This is a genomic window from Saccharicrinis aurantiacus, assembly GCF_947489045.1.
GTDB lineage: Bacteria > Bacteroidota > Bacteroidia > Bacteroidales > Marinilabiliaceae > Saccharicrinis > Saccharicrinis aurantiacus.
The window spans coordinates 239,683-258,394 of sequence record NZ_CANLCN010000002.1 but is presented as its reverse complement, the minus strand read 5'-3'; the positions used below and the strand labels follow the sequence as shown (position 1 = coordinate 258,394).

General features: G+C 35.4%; 18 protein-coding genes. 12 read left to right on the top strand and 6 right to left on the bottom strand.

Going from position 1 to position 18,712, the window contains the following annotated elements; all coding sequences use genetic code 11:
• Positions 1 to 58: 58 nt before the first annotated feature.
• Together obgE and QMO11_RS04230 are read left to right on the top strand one after the other, a co-directional pair.
• Positions 59 to 1,072, top strand: a complete 1,014-nt coding sequence (gene obgE / locus QMO11_RS04235; RefSeq protein WP_075603220.1) for a GTPase ObgE — start codon at positions 59 to 61, stop codon at positions 1,070 to 1,072.
• Positions 1,027 to 2,856 carry a MutS-related protein gene (locus QMO11_RS04230; RefSeq protein WP_282036174.1) on the top strand — a complete coding sequence of 610 codons (1,830 nt, stop codon included), beginning with the start codon at positions 1,027 to 1,029 and terminating at the stop codon, positions 2,854 to 2,856. The genes obgE and QMO11_RS04230 overlap by 46 nt, the downstream gene beginning before the upstream one ends.
• 175 nt (positions 2,857 to 3,031) lie before the next feature.
• On the opposite strand, the gene QMO11_RS04225 is transcribed toward QMO11_RS04230, so the two are convergent.
• The 4 genes from QMO11_RS04225 to QMO11_RS04210 form a co-directional block, all read right to left on the bottom strand.
• The gene (locus QMO11_RS04225; RefSeq protein WP_282036173.1) at positions 3,032 to 4,150 is read right to left on the bottom strand and encodes a glycosyltransferase; all 1,119 of its coding nucleotides are present in this window, start codon (positions 4,148 to 4,150) and stop codon (positions 3,032 to 3,034) included.
• Between the two features lie 69 nt (positions 4,151 to 4,219).
• On the bottom strand, positions 4,220 to 5,326 hold the full coding sequence (locus QMO11_RS04220; RefSeq protein WP_282036172.1) for an SPOR domain-containing protein: 1,107 nt from the start codon (positions 5,324 to 5,326) through the stop codon (positions 4,220 to 4,222).
• Positions 5,327 to 5,410: 84 nt separating this feature from the next.
• Positions 5,411 to 6,340, bottom strand: a complete 930-nt coding sequence (locus QMO11_RS04215; RefSeq protein ID WP_282036171.1) for a lysylphosphatidylglycerol synthase domain-containing protein — start codon at positions 6,338 to 6,340, stop codon at positions 5,411 to 5,413.
• Positions 6,327 to 7,322, bottom strand: a complete 996-nt coding sequence (locus QMO11_RS04210; protein WP_075603226.1) for a lysylphosphatidylglycerol synthase transmembrane domain-containing protein — start codon at positions 7,320 to 7,322, stop codon at positions 6,327 to 6,329. The genes QMO11_RS04215 and QMO11_RS04210 overlap by 14 nt, the downstream gene beginning before the upstream one ends.
• A gap of 155 nt (positions 7,323 to 7,477) precedes the next feature.
• Here QMO11_RS04210 and rsmA point away from each other — a divergent pair, with 155 nt between their 5' ends.
• From rsmA to QMO11_RS04175, 7 genes are all read left to right on the top strand, one after another.
• Positions 7,478 to 8,257, top strand: a complete 780-nt coding sequence (gene rsmA, locus QMO11_RS04205) for a 16S rRNA (adenine(1518)-N(6)/adenine(1519)-N(6))-dimethyltransferase RsmA (protein ID WP_075603227.1) — start codon at positions 7,478 to 7,480, stop codon at positions 8,255 to 8,257.
• A 42-nt stretch (positions 8,258 to 8,299) separates the two neighbouring features.
• Positions 8,300 to 9,664, top strand: coding sequence for a magnesium transporter (mgtE, locus tag QMO11_RS04200; protein WP_282036170.1), 1,365 nt, complete (start codon positions 8,300 to 8,302; stop codon positions 9,662 to 9,664).
• Positions 9,665 to 9,783: 119 nt separating this feature from the next.
• Positions 9,784 to 10,569 carry a DUF4382 domain-containing protein gene (locus tag QMO11_RS04195; RefSeq protein ID WP_282036169.1) on the top strand — a complete coding sequence of 262 codons (786 nt, stop codon included), beginning with the start codon at positions 9,784 to 9,786 and terminating at the stop codon, positions 10,567 to 10,569.
• Between the two features lie 315 nt (positions 10,570 to 10,884).
• On the top strand, positions 10,885 to 11,628 hold the full coding sequence (locus QMO11_RS04190) for a L,D-transpeptidase family protein (protein WP_282036168.1): 744 nt from the start codon (positions 10,885 to 10,887) through the stop codon (positions 11,626 to 11,628).
• 144 nt (positions 11,629 to 11,772) lie between these two features.
• Complete coding sequence (locus tag QMO11_RS04185; RefSeq protein WP_282036167.1) at positions 11,773 to 12,339, top strand: REP-associated tyrosine transposase; 567 nt, start codon at positions 11,773 to 11,775, stop codon at positions 12,337 to 12,339.
• A 162-nt stretch (positions 12,340 to 12,501) separates the two neighbouring features.
• On the top strand, positions 12,502 to 12,852 hold the full coding sequence (locus QMO11_RS04180) for a hypothetical protein (RefSeq protein ID WP_282036166.1): 351 nt from the start codon (positions 12,502 to 12,504) through the stop codon (positions 12,850 to 12,852).
• Between the two features lie 985 nt (positions 12,853 to 13,837).
• The gene (locus tag QMO11_RS04175) at positions 13,838 to 14,551 is read left to right on the top strand and encodes a DUF6261 family protein (protein ID WP_282036165.1); all 714 of its coding nucleotides are present in this window, start codon (positions 13,838 to 13,840) and stop codon (positions 14,549 to 14,551) included.
• 57 nt (positions 14,552 to 14,608) lie between these two features.
• Here QMO11_RS04175 and QMO11_RS04170 read toward each other — a convergent pair whose 3' ends face one another.
• Entirely contained in the window at positions 14,609 to 16,300 is a 1,692-nt protein-coding gene (locus tag QMO11_RS04170) for a Na/Pi cotransporter family protein (RefSeq protein ID WP_282036164.1), read from the bottom strand.
• A gap of 324 nt (positions 16,301 to 16,624) precedes the next feature.
• Positions 16,625 to 16,783, bottom strand: a complete 159-nt coding sequence (locus QMO11_RS04165; protein ID WP_171973215.1) for a hypothetical protein — start codon at positions 16,781 to 16,783, stop codon at positions 16,625 to 16,627.
• A 77-nt stretch (positions 16,784 to 16,860) separates the two neighbouring features.
• On the opposite strand from QMO11_RS04165, the gene QMO11_RS04160 reads away from it, so the two are divergent.
• The 3 genes from QMO11_RS04160 to QMO11_RS04150 are packed head-to-tail and all read left to right on the top strand — an operon-like array spanning position 16,861 to position 18,711.
• Positions 16,861 to 17,460, top strand: coding sequence for an HD domain-containing protein (locus QMO11_RS04160; RefSeq protein ID WP_075603234.1), 600 nt, complete (start codon positions 16,861 to 16,863; stop codon positions 17,458 to 17,460).
• Between the two features lie 5 nt (positions 17,461 to 17,465).
• A complete protein-coding gene (locus tag QMO11_RS04155) occupies positions 17,466 to 17,798 on the top strand; it encodes a hypothetical protein (RefSeq protein WP_282036163.1) in 333 nt (110 codons plus the stop codon).
• 1 nt (position 17,799) lies between these two features.
• Positions 17,800 to 18,711, top strand: a complete 912-nt coding sequence (locus QMO11_RS04150) for an NAD(P)-dependent oxidoreductase (RefSeq protein ID WP_282036162.1) — start codon at positions 17,800 to 17,802, stop codon at positions 18,709 to 18,711.
• Position 18,712: the final 1 nt, after the last annotated feature.

Here is an 18,712-nt window from a genome sequence, read left to right as displayed (position 1 = left end):
TATTTAATACTTCATGGTTATTTATATATTCACATAAGTAACCTATAAAATAATAATTATGGCCAGTAGTAATTTTGTTGATTACGTAAAAATCTTTTGTCGTTCAGGTAAAGGTGGTGCAGGATCTATGCACATGCGTCGCGAGAAGTTTGAACCTAAAGGTGGACCTGATGGTGGTGATGGTGGACGTGGTGGCCATGTTATTATCCGTGGAAGTAGAAACCATTGGACACTTCTTCACTTAAAATATAAACGACATGTATTTGCAGGACATGGTATGAGTGGCGGTGGCCAAGGAAGTTCTGGTTCGCAAGGAGAAGATAGGGTAATTTATGTTCCGTTTGGGACTATTGCCAAAGATGCTGAAACAGGCGAACAAATCTGCGAAATTACCAATGATGAGCAAGAATTTATTCTTGTAAAAGGTGGCTTAGGCGGAAGAGGAAATATGCATTTTAAAACCTCAACCAATCAAACACCTAGATATGCGCAACCGGGTCAGGATTTAACTGAAGTAGCAGTTGTTTTAGAGCTTAAGGTATTGGCCGATGTTGGTTTGGTAGGATTCCCAAATGCGGGTAAATCAACCTTATTGTCTGTTGTGTCAGCTGCTAAGCCCGAAATTGCAGATTATGCTTTTACCACTCTTGTGCCTAATTTAGGTATTGTTGGCTATCGCGATAATAAATCGTTTGCTATGGCCGATATCCCTGGTATTATTGAGGGAGCTAGTGAAGGAAAAGGATTAGGTTTAAGATTCTTACGTCATATTGAGCGAAATTCGATATTACTATTTATGGTTCCTGCGGATGCAGACGATATTCAAAAGGAATACCAGATTCTATTGAATGAATTAAAGTGCTATAATCCTGAATTGTTGGATAAAGAACGTTTGTTAGCTATTTCAAAGTGCGATATGCTTGATGATGAGCTAATGGAAGAAATTAAAACTGATTTACCTGACATTCCATATACTTTTATATCTTCGGTCGCCAATATTGGTATTACTGAACTAAAAGACATGGTATGGAAAGCACTAGAAGAGTCGAATCAAGATTTGATGAACTCATAGTCCTATACAAAAGTAAGGCACAAGAATACACAAATAAGCTGTCAAAAATAAAAACTAGCCTAGGCCAAATTGCATGGCTTAGGTTACTTACCTTCATTTTATTAATTGCAGCTCCTATCCTACTTTTTCCAATTTCAGCTTGGGCAGGAGGTTTATCAATAGTTATTTGTATTTCGTTATTCGTACTATTGATAAAGAAATTTAATGCTTTAAAAACTCGCAAAAGTGAGTGCGAAGCCATTAAAGAATTAAACGAGAATGAAATAAAAGCCCAACAATACAACTGGGATTGTTTTAATGATGGGAAACAATTCTTAGATCCAGAGCACAATTATTCCTATGATATTGATTTGTTTGGGAAGGGATCTTTTTTCCAATATATTAATAGAACCGTTACAATTGGCGGAGAAGAGTATTTAGCGAAACACATTTCCACTGAAGAATTAGATGCTTCAGAAATAAGCCAAAATCAGAATAACTTTAGCGAATTAGCAAAAAAGTTCGATTTCCGTCAGGCTTTCTACGGAAAGGGAAAAATTGTTGATGAGAAAGTAAAGGATGCTTCTGTCATAAAAGATTTAAAAGCTTATAAGAATCTATTTTTAGATAAATCGAGTTTATTTAAGTCTCTCATCTATATTCTACCGGCTTTATTATTTGCATCGATAATTGCCTCATTTTATGAGGCGAAGTTTGTATCACTTATAAGCATTTTGCTATTGGTTAATCTATCCATAGTAGGGTTTTACTTTAAAAAAGTGAATTACTTGCATAACAAGTTCTCTGTTTTATGTGTACAATTAAATAAGTATGGAATTTTAGCTCAATTAATCCAGAGTGAGAAATTTGAAACGGAGAGTTTGCTTAATATTCAAAATCAACTTTTTAAGGATGGTAAAAATGCAGCTGAAGTAATTCAGATTTTCACGAAAGATTTATCACAATTTGATCAACGATCTGGTATGATTGGTGGCTTCATTTTAAATGGATTGCTTTTATGGGATTTAAAATACGTACTTAAAATTGAGAAATGGATACAGCAATACCATTTGTCCTTAGATGAATGGTTAGAGGTAATATATAAAATTGATGCCTACAATTCTATGGCTGGTTTTGTGTATAATCATCCTGGCTTTATATTTCCTGAAATGAGTTCGAGTAAAGTCTTTGAGGTTGAAGAACTAGGTCATCCGCTTATCGATAGAAAAGAGCGAGTAGATAATAATTATGCATTTAACAACTCTATTTTTGCACTTATCACTGGAGCAAATATGTCGGGCAAAAGTACTTTTTTAAGAACGGTGGCTTTAAATAGGGTAATTGCCCAATCGGGTATGACAGTTTGTGCTAAGAAAATGGTTTTTAAACCAATGCTCCTTATCACAAACATGCGAACTTCAGACAATCTCATGAAGCACGAATCGTACTTCTTTGCTGAGTTAAAACGTCTCAAGTTTATTATAGATGCCTTATATGCAGGCAATGAAATTTTTGTAATTCTAGATGAGATTTTAAAGGGAACCAACTCGAAGGATAAAACCTACGGATCGATGGAATTAATAAGACATCTATTGAAATTAAATGTGCATGGTATGATTGCCACTCACGATTTGGAATTAGGTATTTTAGAAGAGGAAAGTAAAGGAAAGGTTAACAATATTTGTTTTGAGGTTGAGAATACTAATAATAAATTAAAGTTCGATTATAAACTATACAAAGGGGTAACCCAAAATCATAATGCTACCTTTTTAATGAAACAAATGAAGATTATCGTAAATGACTGATAATTTGTAAAATAATAGACCCAAGAATTTGTTTTAATAATAATTTTCCTTTTTTTTGAGGATAGATAATTCTACATGCCCTACTATCAGTGGGTATTAGAACTATTTTACCGTTATTTATGTATTCACGGTTCACAAAATTTGCAGAAAGCGGATTCATTTCATGAGTTCGCTTTTATTTTACGCTTCTCCCTCGCCAATTTGTATGGCCAAAAGCTGCCCAAACAACTGTTGCCCCAATATATAGCGGATAAATTAGAAATGTTAAGAGGAAATACATACTCTTATTTTTCAGCTTAAAAAAACGCAGCCCTTTTGATACTATATTTGCATCTACCAATACTTTCAAGCCCCAAGCAAAAAGAATGCACTTAGAATAGGCTGGATAAACACTGATTAATAGTACTGAGCTTATTACTGCTAGGTTAGAAAGGAATACAAGCCACGCGGTTATTAGGGTAAAATAATCGGTGTATCCTTTACTTTTTGATGCCCAACGTACTCTTTGGTTTAAAAACGATAGTGTGTTTTTTTCAGGCTCAGTTTGTACCACTGCCTTATCATCTTTTAGGAAAGTTACTTTCCCTCCTTCACCCTTTATTGCGTGTAGTAGAAATACATCGTCACCAGATAAAAATTCTTCTTTTAGTTTATCCTTTACTTTAAGATATGCTTCCTTTTTGTATGCTAAATTAGCTCCGTTACACATGATTGGCCGGTTTATCCCAATCGCACCAGCTGTACTCGTTATTAGGCTAATAAAATCTACACTTTGAAAGTAAGAGAGCAATGAACTTTGGTCTTTGATAAAGACAGGGGCGACAATCATATCTGGTTTCTCTGTAAAAAAGCATGATCCTATGCTTAATAACCAGTTTTCATGCGGTGTACAGTCGGCGTCAGTGAGTACAATGTTCTCATATTTAGCCAAAGAAATACCTTTAGCAATGGCAGCTTTTTTGCCTCTTCCCTCATTAGAAGTGAGCGATAGGTTGTAATTGAAATCCTTTTTTAAATTTTGTATTTCGTTATATGTGTTATCCGTAGAGTGATCATCTATTAAAATGAATTCGATTTTATTTTGCGGGTAATCTAATTGGTTCAGGTTTATGAACAATTTATTTACATTGTTTTCCTCGTTTCTTAAGGCTATAATACACGTTAAATTAGGTAGATCTTGCCTATTACAAACAGGCGTTGCTGTGCACTTATTCCAGCCTCTTGTAAATGCAAGTATAAGTGAGCAATAGAATATAATTACTATTAAGCCTATTATAGTGAGTATAAATTCCATTAAAAATGCGTTAACATAAAAAATCCCAAACTAATTAGCTTGGGATTGGAAATATTATTTTAGTAATCTTTATTTCATTTTAAAAATCCAGCAACTCATTTGTTCCTTATCCATCACAGTTTGTTGCGTTTTTTCCATCGCTCCATACTTCTTACTGTTGTCGATACTTACAAAATATTTGCCCTTGTAATCAAAATATTGTGCATTATCATAACCCTTGTTATGCAGAGATATTACCATATTTTCAGCATTTTTTTCAACTTTAAAACTACCAACAATCAGGTGGTATTTATTTGAAATTGAAAGCTTCTCTTCTTCAACTCGTCTAAGGGAATCAGCAACAAAAGCTTCCCGCTCCTTTTGCAATCGTATAGCCTCTTGTTGTTTAATTTTTGCCGAATCTACTTTTTGTACTATTGGTTTTTTAGTAGGTTCTATGGTTTGTTTTGGTTTTGATTGAAATAAGAAAAAGGCAATAACTGCTAATGCCACTACTCCTGCTATTATTAAAAAGGTCTTTCTTTCCTTACGTTTCTTTTCTTTCATCGCTAATATAACCGATGAATTAGCACTGCTTTCTTTTTTCGGACTAGCCTTTTGTGTTGCCTTAATGGGTGGTGTTGTAACAACTTTGCTTTCTTTCTTAACAGGAGGTTTTTCTTCTTTTATTTCTTCTTCAGAATCATCAATAGTGAGAACCGGCTCTTTAACCACCACTTCTTCTTTTACTTCTTCCTCTATTTTGCTAGAAACTTCTGTATTCTCGTTTTCAACAGGTTCATTGTCCTTTTGAATATCTAACAAGTTCGTATTATCGTTATCAACAGAAGTTTCGTCCTTAATTTCATTATTTAGCGAAGCATTTGTTTCTTGTTGAAAACGCAATATTCCAGAATCATCCTTTTTAAAGGTACCCAACTTATCAAAAGTAAATACCCCTTTATCGTCAAGTTCTTTTTTTACTTTATTTACGTAATCATAAACCTGATCAGTGGCTGTAATTGTATCAATTCCCTTTTTTTCAGCAATAAAATTAACAAGGAGTCCATCGTTGAAGCTTAGGAAATTGTTGAACAAAATATTAACACCATTATCTCTGGATATAATAAAAGCACCAAAATTAGGAATGATAACTCTGTTGTTGTCTTCGATTAAATCTAAAATGTAATTTTCCATTTTATATGAAAAGGATTTGAGAATATTAAAAGTGGCAATAAATATAAGTAGTTTTCTATTAACATTTTAATTCTGTTCAGAATATTACATTGATTGGGTTCTTTTGTGGATGTTTATATAATATCTTCTTACTAGTGTGGCAGTTCCTATTAGTGTTGGTAGTGCCTGATTTATAATCCATACTAGAAACACAGCCATTAAAATATCAGGATTGAAAATATTATTGCTAAATACAAATATTGCCACAGAACCTCTAATACCCATATCAACCAATAAGTGCGATGGGAATAATGTTATTAGTAGATAGTAAATGAATATTTGGCTAAAGTTAATATCAGTGCATCCGAATAAATACAAACACATGTAAAGCTGAAAACAAAATGTAAAATACCTGAGGCATCCATACCCAAAGGCCTTTAAAGTATTTGATACCGATAGCTTTGTAATGCTTTGTTTTATTTGAAATAAAAAGTCTTTAAACCTACTACTTTTTGAGAGTGCTTTGGTGAGAATGTAAATCACCAATAAGGTAATAGGTATTAATGTGTATACCCATTTATTCTGGATGCCTAGATTTAGAAGTTTAGAGTGTGAAAGTAATCCTATAATGCCACATAAAAGAATGGTAATGTTCTGCAGCAAACTGCCAAAGTAGCTCATTATAATGGCATCCTTACGATAAGGTTTATCAAGGAAGGCAATTTTACCAAACGGTTCGCCTGCCTTAAAGGGAGTTACTATACCTGAGGTGAACCCGGCAAAAACCATTTTTAAGGCATCACCATGTTTTACAAGCGTGATGGGTTTTAGAAGCGTTTGCCATTTCTTTGCTTCAAAAAATAGGTTAAGCACTAATAGCAGCAGAAGAATGCTGATATTTAAGATTAACTGATTTGAATTTATTGTAACTGAATGCCAGTTATCAAACACATAAAGTTTGTAGGCTATGTACGAATAAGAGCTTATTAATAATAAAATGAGTGCTAATCTCTTGAGCCAATTAGGCACTTGCATTTTCTCTTTTACGATTAATTATCGGAAGTACAATTAACGAAACAATACCAAGTATCACAATCATAGCATTAAGCGAGCTCCAAACAATTAGTGCAAATGCTCCGCCTTCAACCTTGGCAACGCCATACATTTGCAGACTAGCAATTACCATAAAATGCCACGGACCCATACCACCCTGAACAGGTGCTACCATGCCCAAACTGCCTAAAACAAAAACGGATAATCCGGCAAGTGGTGTTAAATGAGAAGTGAAATCGAAGGCATAAAAGTTTAAGTAAATCATAAAGAAATACATAACCCATATAAAAACAGAGTGGGCAATAAAACGACCTTTATTCTTAATGTTTTTAATAGCCATGAAACCTTCTGCAAATTTACTCCAAAGGCCTTTTAATTTCTGATAAGGACTAGTTTGTGCAAACCATTTTCTGAATACTCTGAATAAAAGAACTATGGTTAAAAGGATAACATAGGTCCATATTGAAGCAAATATATTTGCAAAGCCAGATAAATCGGTATTTCTAGATAGAAAGTCAGTAACAATATTAAACTGAAGCGCTAACACCAATACCAAACAAACCAAAAGTGATATTACATCAATCAGTCTTTCTACCACAACAGTACCAACTAATTTACTCATCGATATTTTCTCGTAACGGGCTAATACCCCACATCGAGATATCTCTCCCATTCTTGGTATCAGTAGGTTGGCAAAGTAGCCAATCATTACAGCAATAAATGTATTGGTAGTATCTGTTCGTTTGGCAATGGGTTCAATAATCATTTGCCAACGTATTGTACGACTAATGTGACTAAGTAAACCTGCAAAAAGAGCTATTACCAACCACCATACTTTTATGCCGCCGCTTAGTGCATCTTTAATCTCTTGCATATCGTAACTGCGATATACAAACCACATTAAAAAACCACCAATGGCAAAATAAATGGCAAACTTTAAAATATTTATAAGAGTCTTCTTCAATTTTCTATTATCTTAAAAAGGTCAACTTCGCATCTAGTATAAAGGTAAATGTGAATTTAATATTTACCTTTGCGCTGAATTTGCGGGTGCAATGTTACAAAGATATTAGCGTTTGTGCAAAATCAATTGAAGTTGTATAGGTTAAAGCGGGTTAAATGAAGAATGTAAAGGCAAAAAAGCATCTTGGACAGCACTTTTTGAATGATGAAAAAATTGCACTCAACATTGTTGAAGGATTAAATTCATCTGTTAAAAAGGTAGTGGAGATTGGCCCAGGCATGGGGGTTTTAACCAAGTATCTTATTCAAAACAAGGATATTGATCTTAGTGTTATTGAAATTGATACCGAATCGGTAGCCTACTTAAACGAAAATTACCCTCAATTAGCCGGAAAAATTATTTCAGGAGATTTTCTTAAAATGGACTTCTCAGAGTTTAATGGAGAAGCATTCAATATCATTGGTAATTTCCCCTATAATATATCTAGCCAAATCTTTTTTAAGGTACTCGAACACCGCGATCAGGTTCCACAAATAGTCGGAATGTTACAAAAAGAGGTTGCTGAGCGTTTGGCATCTCCTCCGGGAAGTAAAGTGTACGGAATTTTAAGCGTATTTTTGCAAGCCTATTACGATGTAGAATACCTTTTCACAGTTAACGAGGATGTATTTACGCCTCCCCCTAAAGTAAAATCTGGTGTAATCCGTGTAACTCGCAATAATGTTGACAAGCTTAATTGCGATGAAAAATTGTTTTTTAAAGTGGTAAAGGCTTCCTTTAACCAACGCCGAAAAACAATTAGCAACTCTCTTAAAGCTATTCCTTTTAATCGCGATCATATTAAAGAATTAGATTTGTTTACAAAAAGGCCTGAACAATTGTCGGTAGAACAATTTGTTGAGTTAACTAATTTTGTAGAGAAATATAGAGTATAAAACCATCAGAAACCATTGGGTTTCGCTCCAAAAGAGTAAAACATGGCTAAGTTTGAATTAACCAGAGAGTATGTTACTAACATACGTAAGCTTATTGAAAATAAAGACGAGAAAGAAACCTTTGAGTTAATTCAAGATCTTTACCCCGTTGATATAGCAGAACTATTTGATGAGCTAAGCATTGAAGAAGCAAAGTTTATCTATCTCTTGGTTGATGATGAAACAGCAGCCGATGTTCTTACCGAACTTGAAGAAGACGACCGTCGTCGCTTCTTAGCAGCTTTGCCCAGTGAGGTTATTGCCAAGCGATTCATTGAAAAAATGGACTCCGATGATGCAGCCGATGTCATTGGTGAAATGGATGACGATCGCCAGCAAGAAGTACTATCGCACATTGCCGATGTAAAATCAGCCGGTGATATTGTTGACCTGCTGAACTACGACGAAGATAGTGCCGGTGGTTTAATGGCCAAGGAGTACATTAAGGTAAAAGAAAGCTGGAGCCTTTCAACATGCCTGCGTAGTATGCGCCGCCAAGGCGAAGAAATTGATGAAGTATATTATGTATACGTAGTTGATAACGATGGCGTTTTAAAAGGAACACTCTCCTTAAAACGACTTTTATTAAGTCCTGTTGATAAACTAGTAAAAGACATTTATAACCACGATGCCATATCTGTGAAAACAGAAGTACCTGCCGAAGAGGTGAGTCAGATAATGGAAAAGTATGATTTGGTGGCACTACCTGTTGTTGATAGTATCGATAGGCTTGTGGGTCGCATCACCATCGATGATGTTGTAGACCGAATTAGAGACGAGGCCGAAAAAGATTACCAATTAGCATCCGGTATTACCGACGATGTTGAATCATCCGATAGCGTTTGGATGCACACCCGTGCACGTATGCCTTGGTTATTAATTGGTATGTTTGGTGGTATATTAGGTTCGCGCGTTGTAGGTGGCTTCGTGGGCATTCTCGACGAACATCCACAGTTATCCTTCTTTATGGGATTAATTGCCGCAATGGGTGGTAATATAGGTATGCAATCATCAGCAATTATTGTACAATCCTTGGCAAGTGGTAACATGGGCCTCGAAACTACCTGGGGCAAACTACTTAAAGAATTGGCCATTGCCTTTTTAAATGCCTCGGTATTAGCAGCCCTAATATTCACATATAATTATCTAATAGGAGCCCACATAGCACTTACTTACACTGTTTCAATTGCCATGTTCTCAGTAGTTATATTTGCATCGCTCTTTGGAACCTTTATTCCATTGGCCATGAACCGCATAAAAATTGATCCGGCCGTTGCCACAGGACCCTTTGTAACAACACTCAACGATATTATTGGCATGTTCCTATACCTTACTATAGGTACCCTATGTTTTTCAATATTTGGTTAAATAATTCCTATATTAATTTTTATGTATTGATGTTACTAATATGTTTTTGTAACTTTTAATATACCCTTTGCTAATATATGTTTTGGGATTATAATTTTAATATTAAATACATAATAGTTATGAAAATTAGATTTGGAGTATTTGCTTTAGTGCTTGGTTTACTAGTAACTTGCTGGTCGTGTAAAGACGATGATAAAGGAGAAGGAACTCTTTCCGTTCGATTAACAGATTCACCAGCCGATTATGAAGAAGTCCTTATTGATATTCAGGAAATTAGGATTAATGCCTCAAGTAGTGATGAAGGTGGTTGGACTTCACTTGAAGATATTAACACAGGTGTATATAACCTACTTGAGTTTACAAATGGAGTTGATACTTTATTAGCCGATAATACTTTACCAACGGGTAAAATATCGCAAATGAGATTGATTTTAGGGGATAACAATCAAGTTAAAATTGGGGGCGTATATTATAATTTAGATACACCATCTTCTCAACAATCGGGATTAAAGTTTCAGATAAATGCTACAATTGAAGATGGAATAACCTATAAAATTTGGATTGATTTTGATGCGGCACGTTCAATTGTTGAAAAAGGTAATGGAGGTTATTCACTAAAACCAGTTATTCGTACATTCACAGAAGCTACAAGTGGTGCTATTGAAGGTAATATAACTCCAATAGAAGCAAGTCCTTTAATCTACGCAATAACATCAGATATGGATACCTTCTCTACCTATGCTGATAAAGAAGATGGGTATTTTATGATTAGGGCTTTACCTAGTAATCAATATGATGTTAAGATTATTCCTCAAGACGGTTATCTTGAGAAAATTATAACAGATATTGATGTTACTAACGGCAGTGTGGAGTCATTGGGTGAAATTCAAATACAAAGTAATTAAGCTACTGGCGAATATTTATTACATGATAGTTTAAAAGAGAATATACATAGCTCTAAATATAATAAGGCCAATATCAATTACGGATATTGGCCTTATTATATTTAGAGGAAGCACCTCAGAGGCAATAATGGCTAAATCGTCATCCTTCTCACGTATCGATTATTAATGCTGATCACTCATAAATTGTATTTTGGTTCTGTAAACGGTTTCTAAAGGTTTATTTTTTTAGGTGGTTGTGGGTCTATATATATTGTTTTTATATTTGGCTTAGAGTCGTATGCGATATATATGATATAATAAGTTAGAAACCATTTTATGAATAAGTTAGCACTAATCTTAACAGCCTTACTTTTCTTGTCTTTGATGCCAGGAAAGTTTAAAGAAAATCAAAAGCGATATTCTAGGGTAAGAACTGCTTATGCAGAAAAGGAGGCTGGAGTAATTAAGCTTCTTACAGAAAAGTTAGTTGAAATAGAAAAGCTAGAGATTTATTTGCGAGCGTTTAAGTATGAGAAGAAGATAGAGTTATGGGCAAGAAATAAAGGAGAAAAGAAGTTTAAACTAATTAAGATCTATGATGTATGTAGAACTTCCGGGAGGCTTGGCCCTAAGCGCAAGGAAGGAGATTTTCAAATTCCAGAGGGTTTCTACCATATAGACGCATTTAATCCAGCCAGTTCATATTATCTTTCAATGCGAATTAATTATCCAAACAAATCAGATCGTATACTTGGTTATAAACAGAAATTAGGAGGAAATATTTGTATTCATGGAGATTGTGTAACTATAGGATGTTTGCCGATAACTGATAATGAAATAAAGGAATTGTATTTGTTTTGTATAGAAGCGAAAGATTGTGGCCAGAGTAAAATTCCAGTTACAGTGTATCCAGCTAGACTGACAGATAATAATTATAAAAATTTAGTTGAGAAGTATAATTCTGAGAAAGATAAAGTAAATCTATGGACAGATTTAAAAGCGGCATATGACAAGTTTAACGAATCAAAAAGTTTACCAACTGTGACTTTTTTACAGAGTGGAAGACATGAAATAAAATAAGAATGGTTTGTAAGCAATTGGAATAATCAATCATGCTATCCTCCCCGCTCAGCGTAGCACCAAAGTAACAATATTCACGTTCGGCATAGCGTCTCGCTATGTCGTATGCCACAAGGCTTATAGCCTGTATAATAAATATTAAGAATGAGTACAGGATATCAAATTAAAGAACAGGATGGACTTTATTATTTAACCATACAAATAGTAGGGTGGGTAGATTTATTTAGTCGGCAAGATTATAGAGATATAGTAATTGATAATTTAAAGTATTGTCAGCAACACAAAGGTTTAGTAGTATATGCTTATGTAATAATGAGTAACCACATTCATATAATTGCACAAGCTGAGGATAATAATTTAAGTGCCGTACTGCGCGACTTTAAAAGCTACACAAGCAAGTGTATTTTGAACCGCATAACAGAAGGAGCAGAAAGTAGGCGCGAATGGTTACTATACTTATTTAAACAAGCTGCAATAAAGCACAAGCGTAATAGTCAATATCAAGTATTTACGCATGAGAATCACGCCATTCATTTGTATTCCGATAAGTTCATAGATCAGAAGTTAGAATATATCCATGATAATCCTGTAAGAGCTGGCATAGTAAAAGAGCCCGAAGATTATTTATATAGCAGTGCAAGTAATTATGCATTAGAACAACCAATTCTATTAGATGTATCAATAATTACTACCACATGGAAGACTATATAGTAAATCGGCCAGAGGCCTGAGAAGAACAACGAAGCGAGACGCTTCGCTGAGCGTGGTGTTCATAGTACTTGGTATGTTGGTTTTGTAATCTTTTCTAAATGCATCACAATAGTTTTATATTTGGAGCATAGAAGTGTTGACAACATAAAAACAACTAAAAATATGGCTAATAGGTGGGGAATACCAAAAGAAGTAGAAGAGTATGTTGTAAATAGAGATTTGATATGTGTTTATTGTGGTGTTGATTTTTCTAAAAATCACGACTCAAGAAAGACAAAACCATCATGGGAACATATCGTTAATGATATTCGTATTTCAACCATAGATAATATTGCATTGTGTTGTATCTCATGTAATGCTAGTAAGGGGGCAAAGTTGCTTGTGGATTGGCTCGACGGAAAATATTGTAAAACAAAAGGTATAAATAAAGAGACGGTAGCACAAGTGGTAAAAGATGCACTTAAGAAGCCGCCTACCCATGCTAGTCCCCCGCTCAGCGTAGCACCAAAGTAACAATATTCATGTTCGGCATAGCGTTTCGCTATGTCTTATGCCACAAGGCTTCTATCCTTTGTTTTGTACAAAACTTATATTTTAGCATTTTTATTTAGTTGGCCAGAGGCCTGCGAAGAACAACGAAGCGAGACACTTCGCTGAGCACGCATTTAAAACCGTGCAATAAGCAAGCAGTAAAGTTTAGCCTTGCATAAGACGGTTTGTAACCAGCTATTTAAAAGTTAAAACAACAGAGTATTGGCACCTTTCCATAAAGTATCTACAATAAAAGTCCTATTACTCTTATTGCATCATGGCAACAATGTAAAATATTCCTTTAAACAACTTCAATAATAAACACCTATCAACAAGTGTATTAAACAAAAATTATTATATTAGATGTAGTAAAACTTTAACAAATCCCTTATGAAACGTATCCAAGGCCCAATGCCCAAACTAAGCCCCCAAAACCCAAAATCCATTGTTATATTCTGTAGCAATACCATCATCAAACAAAAAACATAGTTGTATAAACTATCCTGCACAGTGCACTTATCACCATAGTACTTTATACGAATCGGATTATTGAATTTTAGGCTTATCGCATATGGGCGAAAGTCCAATGTATTGCCCGAAGCCATAATCTAAATAGATTATTGGCCAAATTCTCGCCGGAAGTGCTTTGCGTATATAGATTATAGGCAAAATTCTTTCCTGAAGCGCTTTGCGTATATACGATAATGCTAAAAGTTGTGCTGGAAGCCAATATCCCATATGGGCGAAGGCTATTTGCTTCGCCGGTAGCCATAATCTATATGGGATATGCCCAAAACTGTAGAAGGTTAAAATGTATTTAGGAGTTGGTTCATTATCAGTAACTTACCGTGTGGGGTTGTTTTTTGTAAAATCATAATTCCTTAACAAAGAGCCATTTTACCGATGCTATTACCCATTGAATGATAGAAATAATAATCCTCTTAATAAATAATCTAAATTAAAATTTATGGAAAAAATTCAGAAGATAAGAACAGATATTCGGGTTGCCGAACTAGCTGGTTTAGGTCAAATTTGCTTAGGCGAGTTTAGTGCAGAACTTATTGAAAGTGATGCCAACTTAGCTAATATAGTATCAAAGGCATCGCCCATAGTGGATGCCATAGTTGATGCCATGAATAAGGATGAGGTGTCCTTAAGTTTACAGGATAAAGACTCTGGTAGAGACAGTACCTACAAGTCTATTGTTTACCTAGTGCGCGGTTATTTGCATCATCCTGATGCCAATGTAGCTGCGGCGGCCCAAAAGGTGGATGCCGTTATTAAGAAATATGGTTTTGAGCTTATTGAGGTAGGTTATGTTCCGCAGTCGGCATTAATAAAGTCGTTTTTAGCGGATATGAATGCGGCTCAACTGAAGGCTGCAATAGATATATTAGTGGGTGTTGGTGCCTTGCTTATCACGCTAGATACGCAGGAAACGGAGTTTCTAGCCTTTCAGAAAGAGAATGCGACTCAACTAAACGCCAAGCTTGAGAGTGCCAATGCATCGGAGCTAAAGCAAGAATTAATAAAACTGTTGAACGGAAAGCTAATTGTTTACCTACGCGGTATGCAAGCCATTCAGTTAGCAAATTACAAAGTACCCTGTGCAAATATTGCCAAGTACATTAACGATGCCAACGAAGTGGTGCGTCAGCGCCGATTAAGTAAAGTAGCTTAAAACTGTACAAAGAGGATTACTGAGCCAGTTCGTTTTTACGTACTGGCTTTCTTATTTCTACTTATTCATGTTGTTTAGTGCTTCAGATACATTAATGGCGTAATCACCAATTTTTTCACACTCCGTAATTAAATCGGTAAAAATTGTGCCAGCCTCATAGGTGTATTCTTTTTCATTCAAATACTCAAGGTGTTCCGTTTTAAGCTGGTAGTAGTACTGATTTATTTCAGTTTCAATCTTTTCAGCTTTCTCTATTCTTACTTTTTTCTCATCAATGCTCAAGTTATGCTGCATCACTAAAAGTGCTTCTTCAGCTTTGTGCAACATCTGATCAACACGTTCCATAATAAGAGGCGAGAAATGTATTTTATTCTTGTGCATTCGGTTAATGATGCGCGCTATATTAAAGCTGCTATCTCCAATACTTTCTAGGTCGCTTACTAATTTAAGCATTGAGCGGATGCGTTTTCGGCTTAATTCACTCAGTTTACCCTGCGATACTTTAGCTAAATAATTGGCAATTTCAACTTCAACATCATCACTAATCGATTCGTATTTGGCAATACTATTAAACAGTTTGCTATGTTTCTTTTCGTTCTCTTCAGCAAATAAGCGTCGGTTAAAGCCCAACATTTTATTGGTATGTTTTGCATAAAACTGAAGCTCTTTTTTAGCCTGCAATATCGATAGTTCCGAAGTAGAGAGCATTCCGGTGGTAATATATCTTAGCTTAAACTCCTCTCCTTCTTCACCCTTGTGCTGCACAATATCAATTACCAAGCGCGATACCAAGGGCACAAAACCAATAAATAAAATAAGATTGATCAGGTTAAAGGTTGTATGAAAAAGTGCCAAGCTAAAAGGAATTAAAGCTTGCGGATTTTTAGTTTCAATGCGACTGTTATTGGCTATAATACCTTCAATAAACTCTGTAAACGGTGTAAATATGCAAAGCATCCATGCCACCCCAACTAAGTTAAATAATAAGTGAAATCGGGCTGTTCTTTTTGCCGATACATTGGCAATGGTTGCGGCAATATTTGGTGTGATGGTGGTTCCAATGTTTTCGCCTAAAATCATGGCAGCACCCAACTCGTAGCTAATCCAACCCTGATTACACATTACAAAAGTAATGGCCATGGTAACACCCGATGACTGAATAATTACAGTAATAATACAGCCTATGAGTAAAAACACCAAAACAGAACCAAAACCTAAATTGGTATAATCTGATAAAAACTGAAGTATACTCGGGTTTTCATTAATATCGGGTACCGAATTCTGAATAAAGCTTAAACTCACAAATAATATTGAGAACCCAATAATGGCTTCTCCCCATGAGCGATGACGAGGTCTTTTAGAAAAAACCAAAGGGAATCCTACCGCCATTAACGGCAAGGCATACTCGGCAAAATTAAACCTGAAGCCCACCAGCGAAATTAACCAACCCGTTACTGTGGTACCTACATTGGCACCCATAACCACTCCAATAGATTCAACCAGTGAAACCAAGCCAGCGTTTACAAAGCTTACTACCATTAAAACGGTAGCACTAGATGATTGAATGGTTGCTGAAACAACAAAACCCGTTAATACACCTAAAAAACGATTGGATGTCATTGCAGCAAAAATGCTTCGCATCTTTGATCCAGCTACTTTTTGAACTGCTTCACTCATTAACTTCATTCCGTAAAGGAATAAACCAATGGCTCCAATAAACTTCAGTAAATCTAATAAAGAATACTCCATGAGGGTTTCAATAGTGTTTTTTAAAACTTATTCAATCGTATTGAAACACAAAAATAGAAACATTTTTTATCCTTAAGCTAGGCAATGTGTTAATATTCCTATTTTATTCTTTAAAAGCACCTAAAGCAATGATGCACGATTAAATTAAAGCAATTAGAATGCTTTCTGAATGCGAATTATTATTCTGCTACACTGTTGAATATACGGAAGTATCGTTGGCTTAAAATGAGGAGTGCTATTCTGGGGCGAAGAAGAAAGTCAGCAGAGCTTGGGGTGCTTGCAAAGGGCTAACTTATTCGAGCTTTGTTTGTTGGGGGTGTGATATTAGTTTTTGCCTATTAGCAAGTCAGTAGCAAGTGGATGCATCGATCGGGTAATATCTGACCACATAATCGCAACATACAATTCATCCATAGAAAATATGGGATGCCATTGTAATTCCGGACTTAATGAGTCTTCTAGTATTTTTGCTAAGCTATCCATTTCAATCAAATTTAGTTTCAATTTGTATTTCACAGAGTTATAACCAATATTTGTGCCAAAGGATAAATATTTTGAGCATGGAAGATTCAACATCAGTTCGTTTAATGAAGCAACTACAATTTATTGCTGAAATTGATAAGGTAAAGCAAATAATAAGGCAAACATTATTATTAGATAAAAGCAGGCAAGAGAATGATGCTGAGCACTCTTGGCATATGGCTATGGCCGTATTTATTTTACATGAACATGCCAATGAAACGGACATTGATTTAGTGAAGTCAGTTAAGATGGCGTTGATACACGATATTGTTGAGATTGATGCTGGCGATGTTTTTGCTTATGATACTGCCGGGCATCACAATAAGTTTGAAAACGAGTTAAAAGCTTCGGAACGTATTTTTGGCTTATTGCCCGATGATCAGGCTGCAGAATACAAACAATTATGGCTCGAGTTTGAGAAAGGTGAAACAAACGAGGCTAAATTTGTAGGTGCAATTGATAAGTTTATGCCTATTTATCACAATTATTTAACCGAAGGACAACAATGGCATAAGCATGGTGTTACTTCTGAAATGGTTCTTAAAAGAAATCAACCCTTGCAGCAAGGGTCAGATATATTATGGGCCAGGGTAAATGAGTTTATTGAAGAGTGTAAAGAAAAAGGAATTTTAGAATAAAAATCATGAGCGATAAAAGTAACGAGTGGGAAGAACTTCTTATAAAAGTAAGTAAGCGTTTTAATGTATTGGCCGATTTTGATTTTCTGCTATTTATAATTGGTATTCAGGAGCGTGGACAAGGGTTTCAGAAATATGAGAAGCAAGACAAAATGGATATGATTAATTTGGCGCGCTGTGTACTTTTTGAACAATGTGGTTATTACAAACAAAAAGGGGTTGACGAAGAAGGTTGGCCTGAGTTTGAGGTATTGAAAAAGGTAGAAGATATTGCCCCATCAGAAAGAGAGGCAATGTTGAAAAAGGCTATGATCGATTATTTAAACGATAAATTATAAGATGTTTAATAAAATTGTAGTAGTTGATAAGGCAGGTCTTCACCAATGGGCAATAGATGAGCTGCAGGAGCTAAGCGTAAATCCGATTGTACAGTTTGAGGATGATCCGGGTAAGGATGAAATCACTTTAGAGAGAATTAAAGATGCCGACTGCGTTTTTGTATCGTGGCGAACACCCATAAGAGAAAATGTACTTAAACAGTGTAGCAACATCAAGTATATTGGGATGTGTTGCAGCTTATACGATAGTAAATCGGCCAATGTCGATGTGCATTATGCCAATCAGAATAACATTGTAGTTAAGGGAATTCGTGATTATGGCGATGAGGGCGTTATTGAATTTATAATATCAGAAACCATTCAGCTCATTAAAGGTCTTGGTAAAAACATGTGGCGTAATGAGCCTGTGGAATTAACACGCCGTAAAATTGGCATTATCGGAATGGGCACAACCGGCCTGATGCTTGCCAATCGCTTTGCTGCCTTTGGTGCTGAAATATTCTATTATTCGCGCCGAAGAAATAGGGAAGCTGATAGCTTAGGTTATCAATTTCTGCCTTTAAACGAGTTGCTGCATACAGCAGAGATTGTATCTACCCATCTTCCTAAAAAAACATCTCTTATGGGAGAGCAAGAGTTTAAGCACTTTGGGAATGGAAAGATTTTAATAAACACATCATTAGGTTTAACTTTTGAGAAGAATGCTTTTGAACAGTGGATTGAGAAAGAAGGTAATTTTGCTATTTTTGACGGCGAAGGAATAAAGCCGCATGCCAATTCTTTCTCTAAATATGATAATATTATTGCATCAAGCTTAACAACCGGATTCACTAAGGAAGCCAAAGTTAGGTTAACCAAGAAGGTATTAGAAAACGTAAAATCTTATATTTCAGCCTTCGAAACAGTTTCTTAAA

What these genes read in the sequence shown, in the direction of transcription:
- obgE (WP_075603220.1), top strand. Translation starts at nt 59, where the DNA reads ATGGCCAGTAGTAATTTTGTTGATTACGTAAAAATCTTTTGTCGTTCA.
- QMO11_RS04230 (WP_282036174.1), top strand. Translation starts at nt 1,027, where the DNA reads ATGGAAAGCACTAGAAGAGTCGAATCAAGATTTGATGAACTCATAGTC.
- QMO11_RS04225 (WP_282036173.1), bottom strand. Translation starts at nt 4,150, where the DNA reads ATGGAATTTATACTCACTATAATAGGCTTAATAGTAATTATATTCTAT.
- QMO11_RS04220 (WP_282036172.1), bottom strand. Translation starts at nt 5,326, where the DNA reads ATGGAAAATTACATTTTAGATTTAATCGAAGACAACAACAGAGTTATC.
- QMO11_RS04215 (WP_282036171.1), bottom strand. Translation starts at nt 6,340, where the DNA reads ATGCAAGTGCCTAATTGGCTCAAGAGATTAGCACTCATTTTATTATTA.
- rsmA (WP_075603227.1), top strand. Translation starts at nt 7,478, where the DNA reads ATGAAGAATGTAAAGGCAAAAAAGCATCTTGGACAGCACTTTTTGAAT.
- mgtE (WP_282036170.1), top strand. Translation starts at nt 8,300, where the DNA reads ATGGCTAAGTTTGAATTAACCAGAGAGTATGTTACTAACATACGTAAG.
- QMO11_RS04195 (WP_282036169.1), top strand. Translation starts at nt 9,784, where the DNA reads ATGAAAATTAGATTTGGAGTATTTGCTTTAGTGCTTGGTTTACTAGTA.
- QMO11_RS04190 (WP_282036168.1), top strand. Translation starts at nt 10,885, where the DNA reads ATGAATAAGTTAGCACTAATCTTAACAGCCTTACTTTTCTTGTCTTTG.
- QMO11_RS04185 (WP_282036167.1), top strand. Translation starts at nt 11,773, where the DNA reads ATGAGTACAGGATATCAAATTAAAGAACAGGATGGACTTTATTATTTA.
- QMO11_RS04180 (WP_282036166.1), top strand. Translation starts at nt 12,502, where the DNA reads ATGGCTAATAGGTGGGGAATACCAAAAGAAGTAGAAGAGTATGTTGTA.
- QMO11_RS04175 (WP_282036165.1), top strand. Translation starts at nt 13,838, where the DNA reads ATGGAAAAAATTCAGAAGATAAGAACAGATATTCGGGTTGCCGAACTA.
- QMO11_RS04170 (WP_282036164.1), bottom strand. Translation starts at nt 16,300, where the DNA reads ATGGAGTATTCTTTATTAGATTTACTGAAGTTTATTGGAGCCATTGGT.
- QMO11_RS04165 (WP_171973215.1), bottom strand. Translation starts at nt 16,783, where the DNA reads ATGGATAGCTTAGCAAAAATACTAGAAGACTCATTAAGTCCGGAATTA.
- QMO11_RS04160 (WP_075603234.1), top strand. Translation starts at nt 16,861, where the DNA reads ATGGAAGATTCAACATCAGTTCGTTTAATGAAGCAACTACAATTTATT.
- QMO11_RS04155 (WP_282036163.1), top strand. Translation starts at nt 17,466, where the DNA reads ATGAGCGATAAAAGTAACGAGTGGGAAGAACTTCTTATAAAAGTAAGT.
- QMO11_RS04150 (WP_282036162.1), top strand. Translation starts at nt 17,800, where the DNA reads ATGTTTAATAAAATTGTAGTAGTTGATAAGGCAGGTCTTCACCAATGG.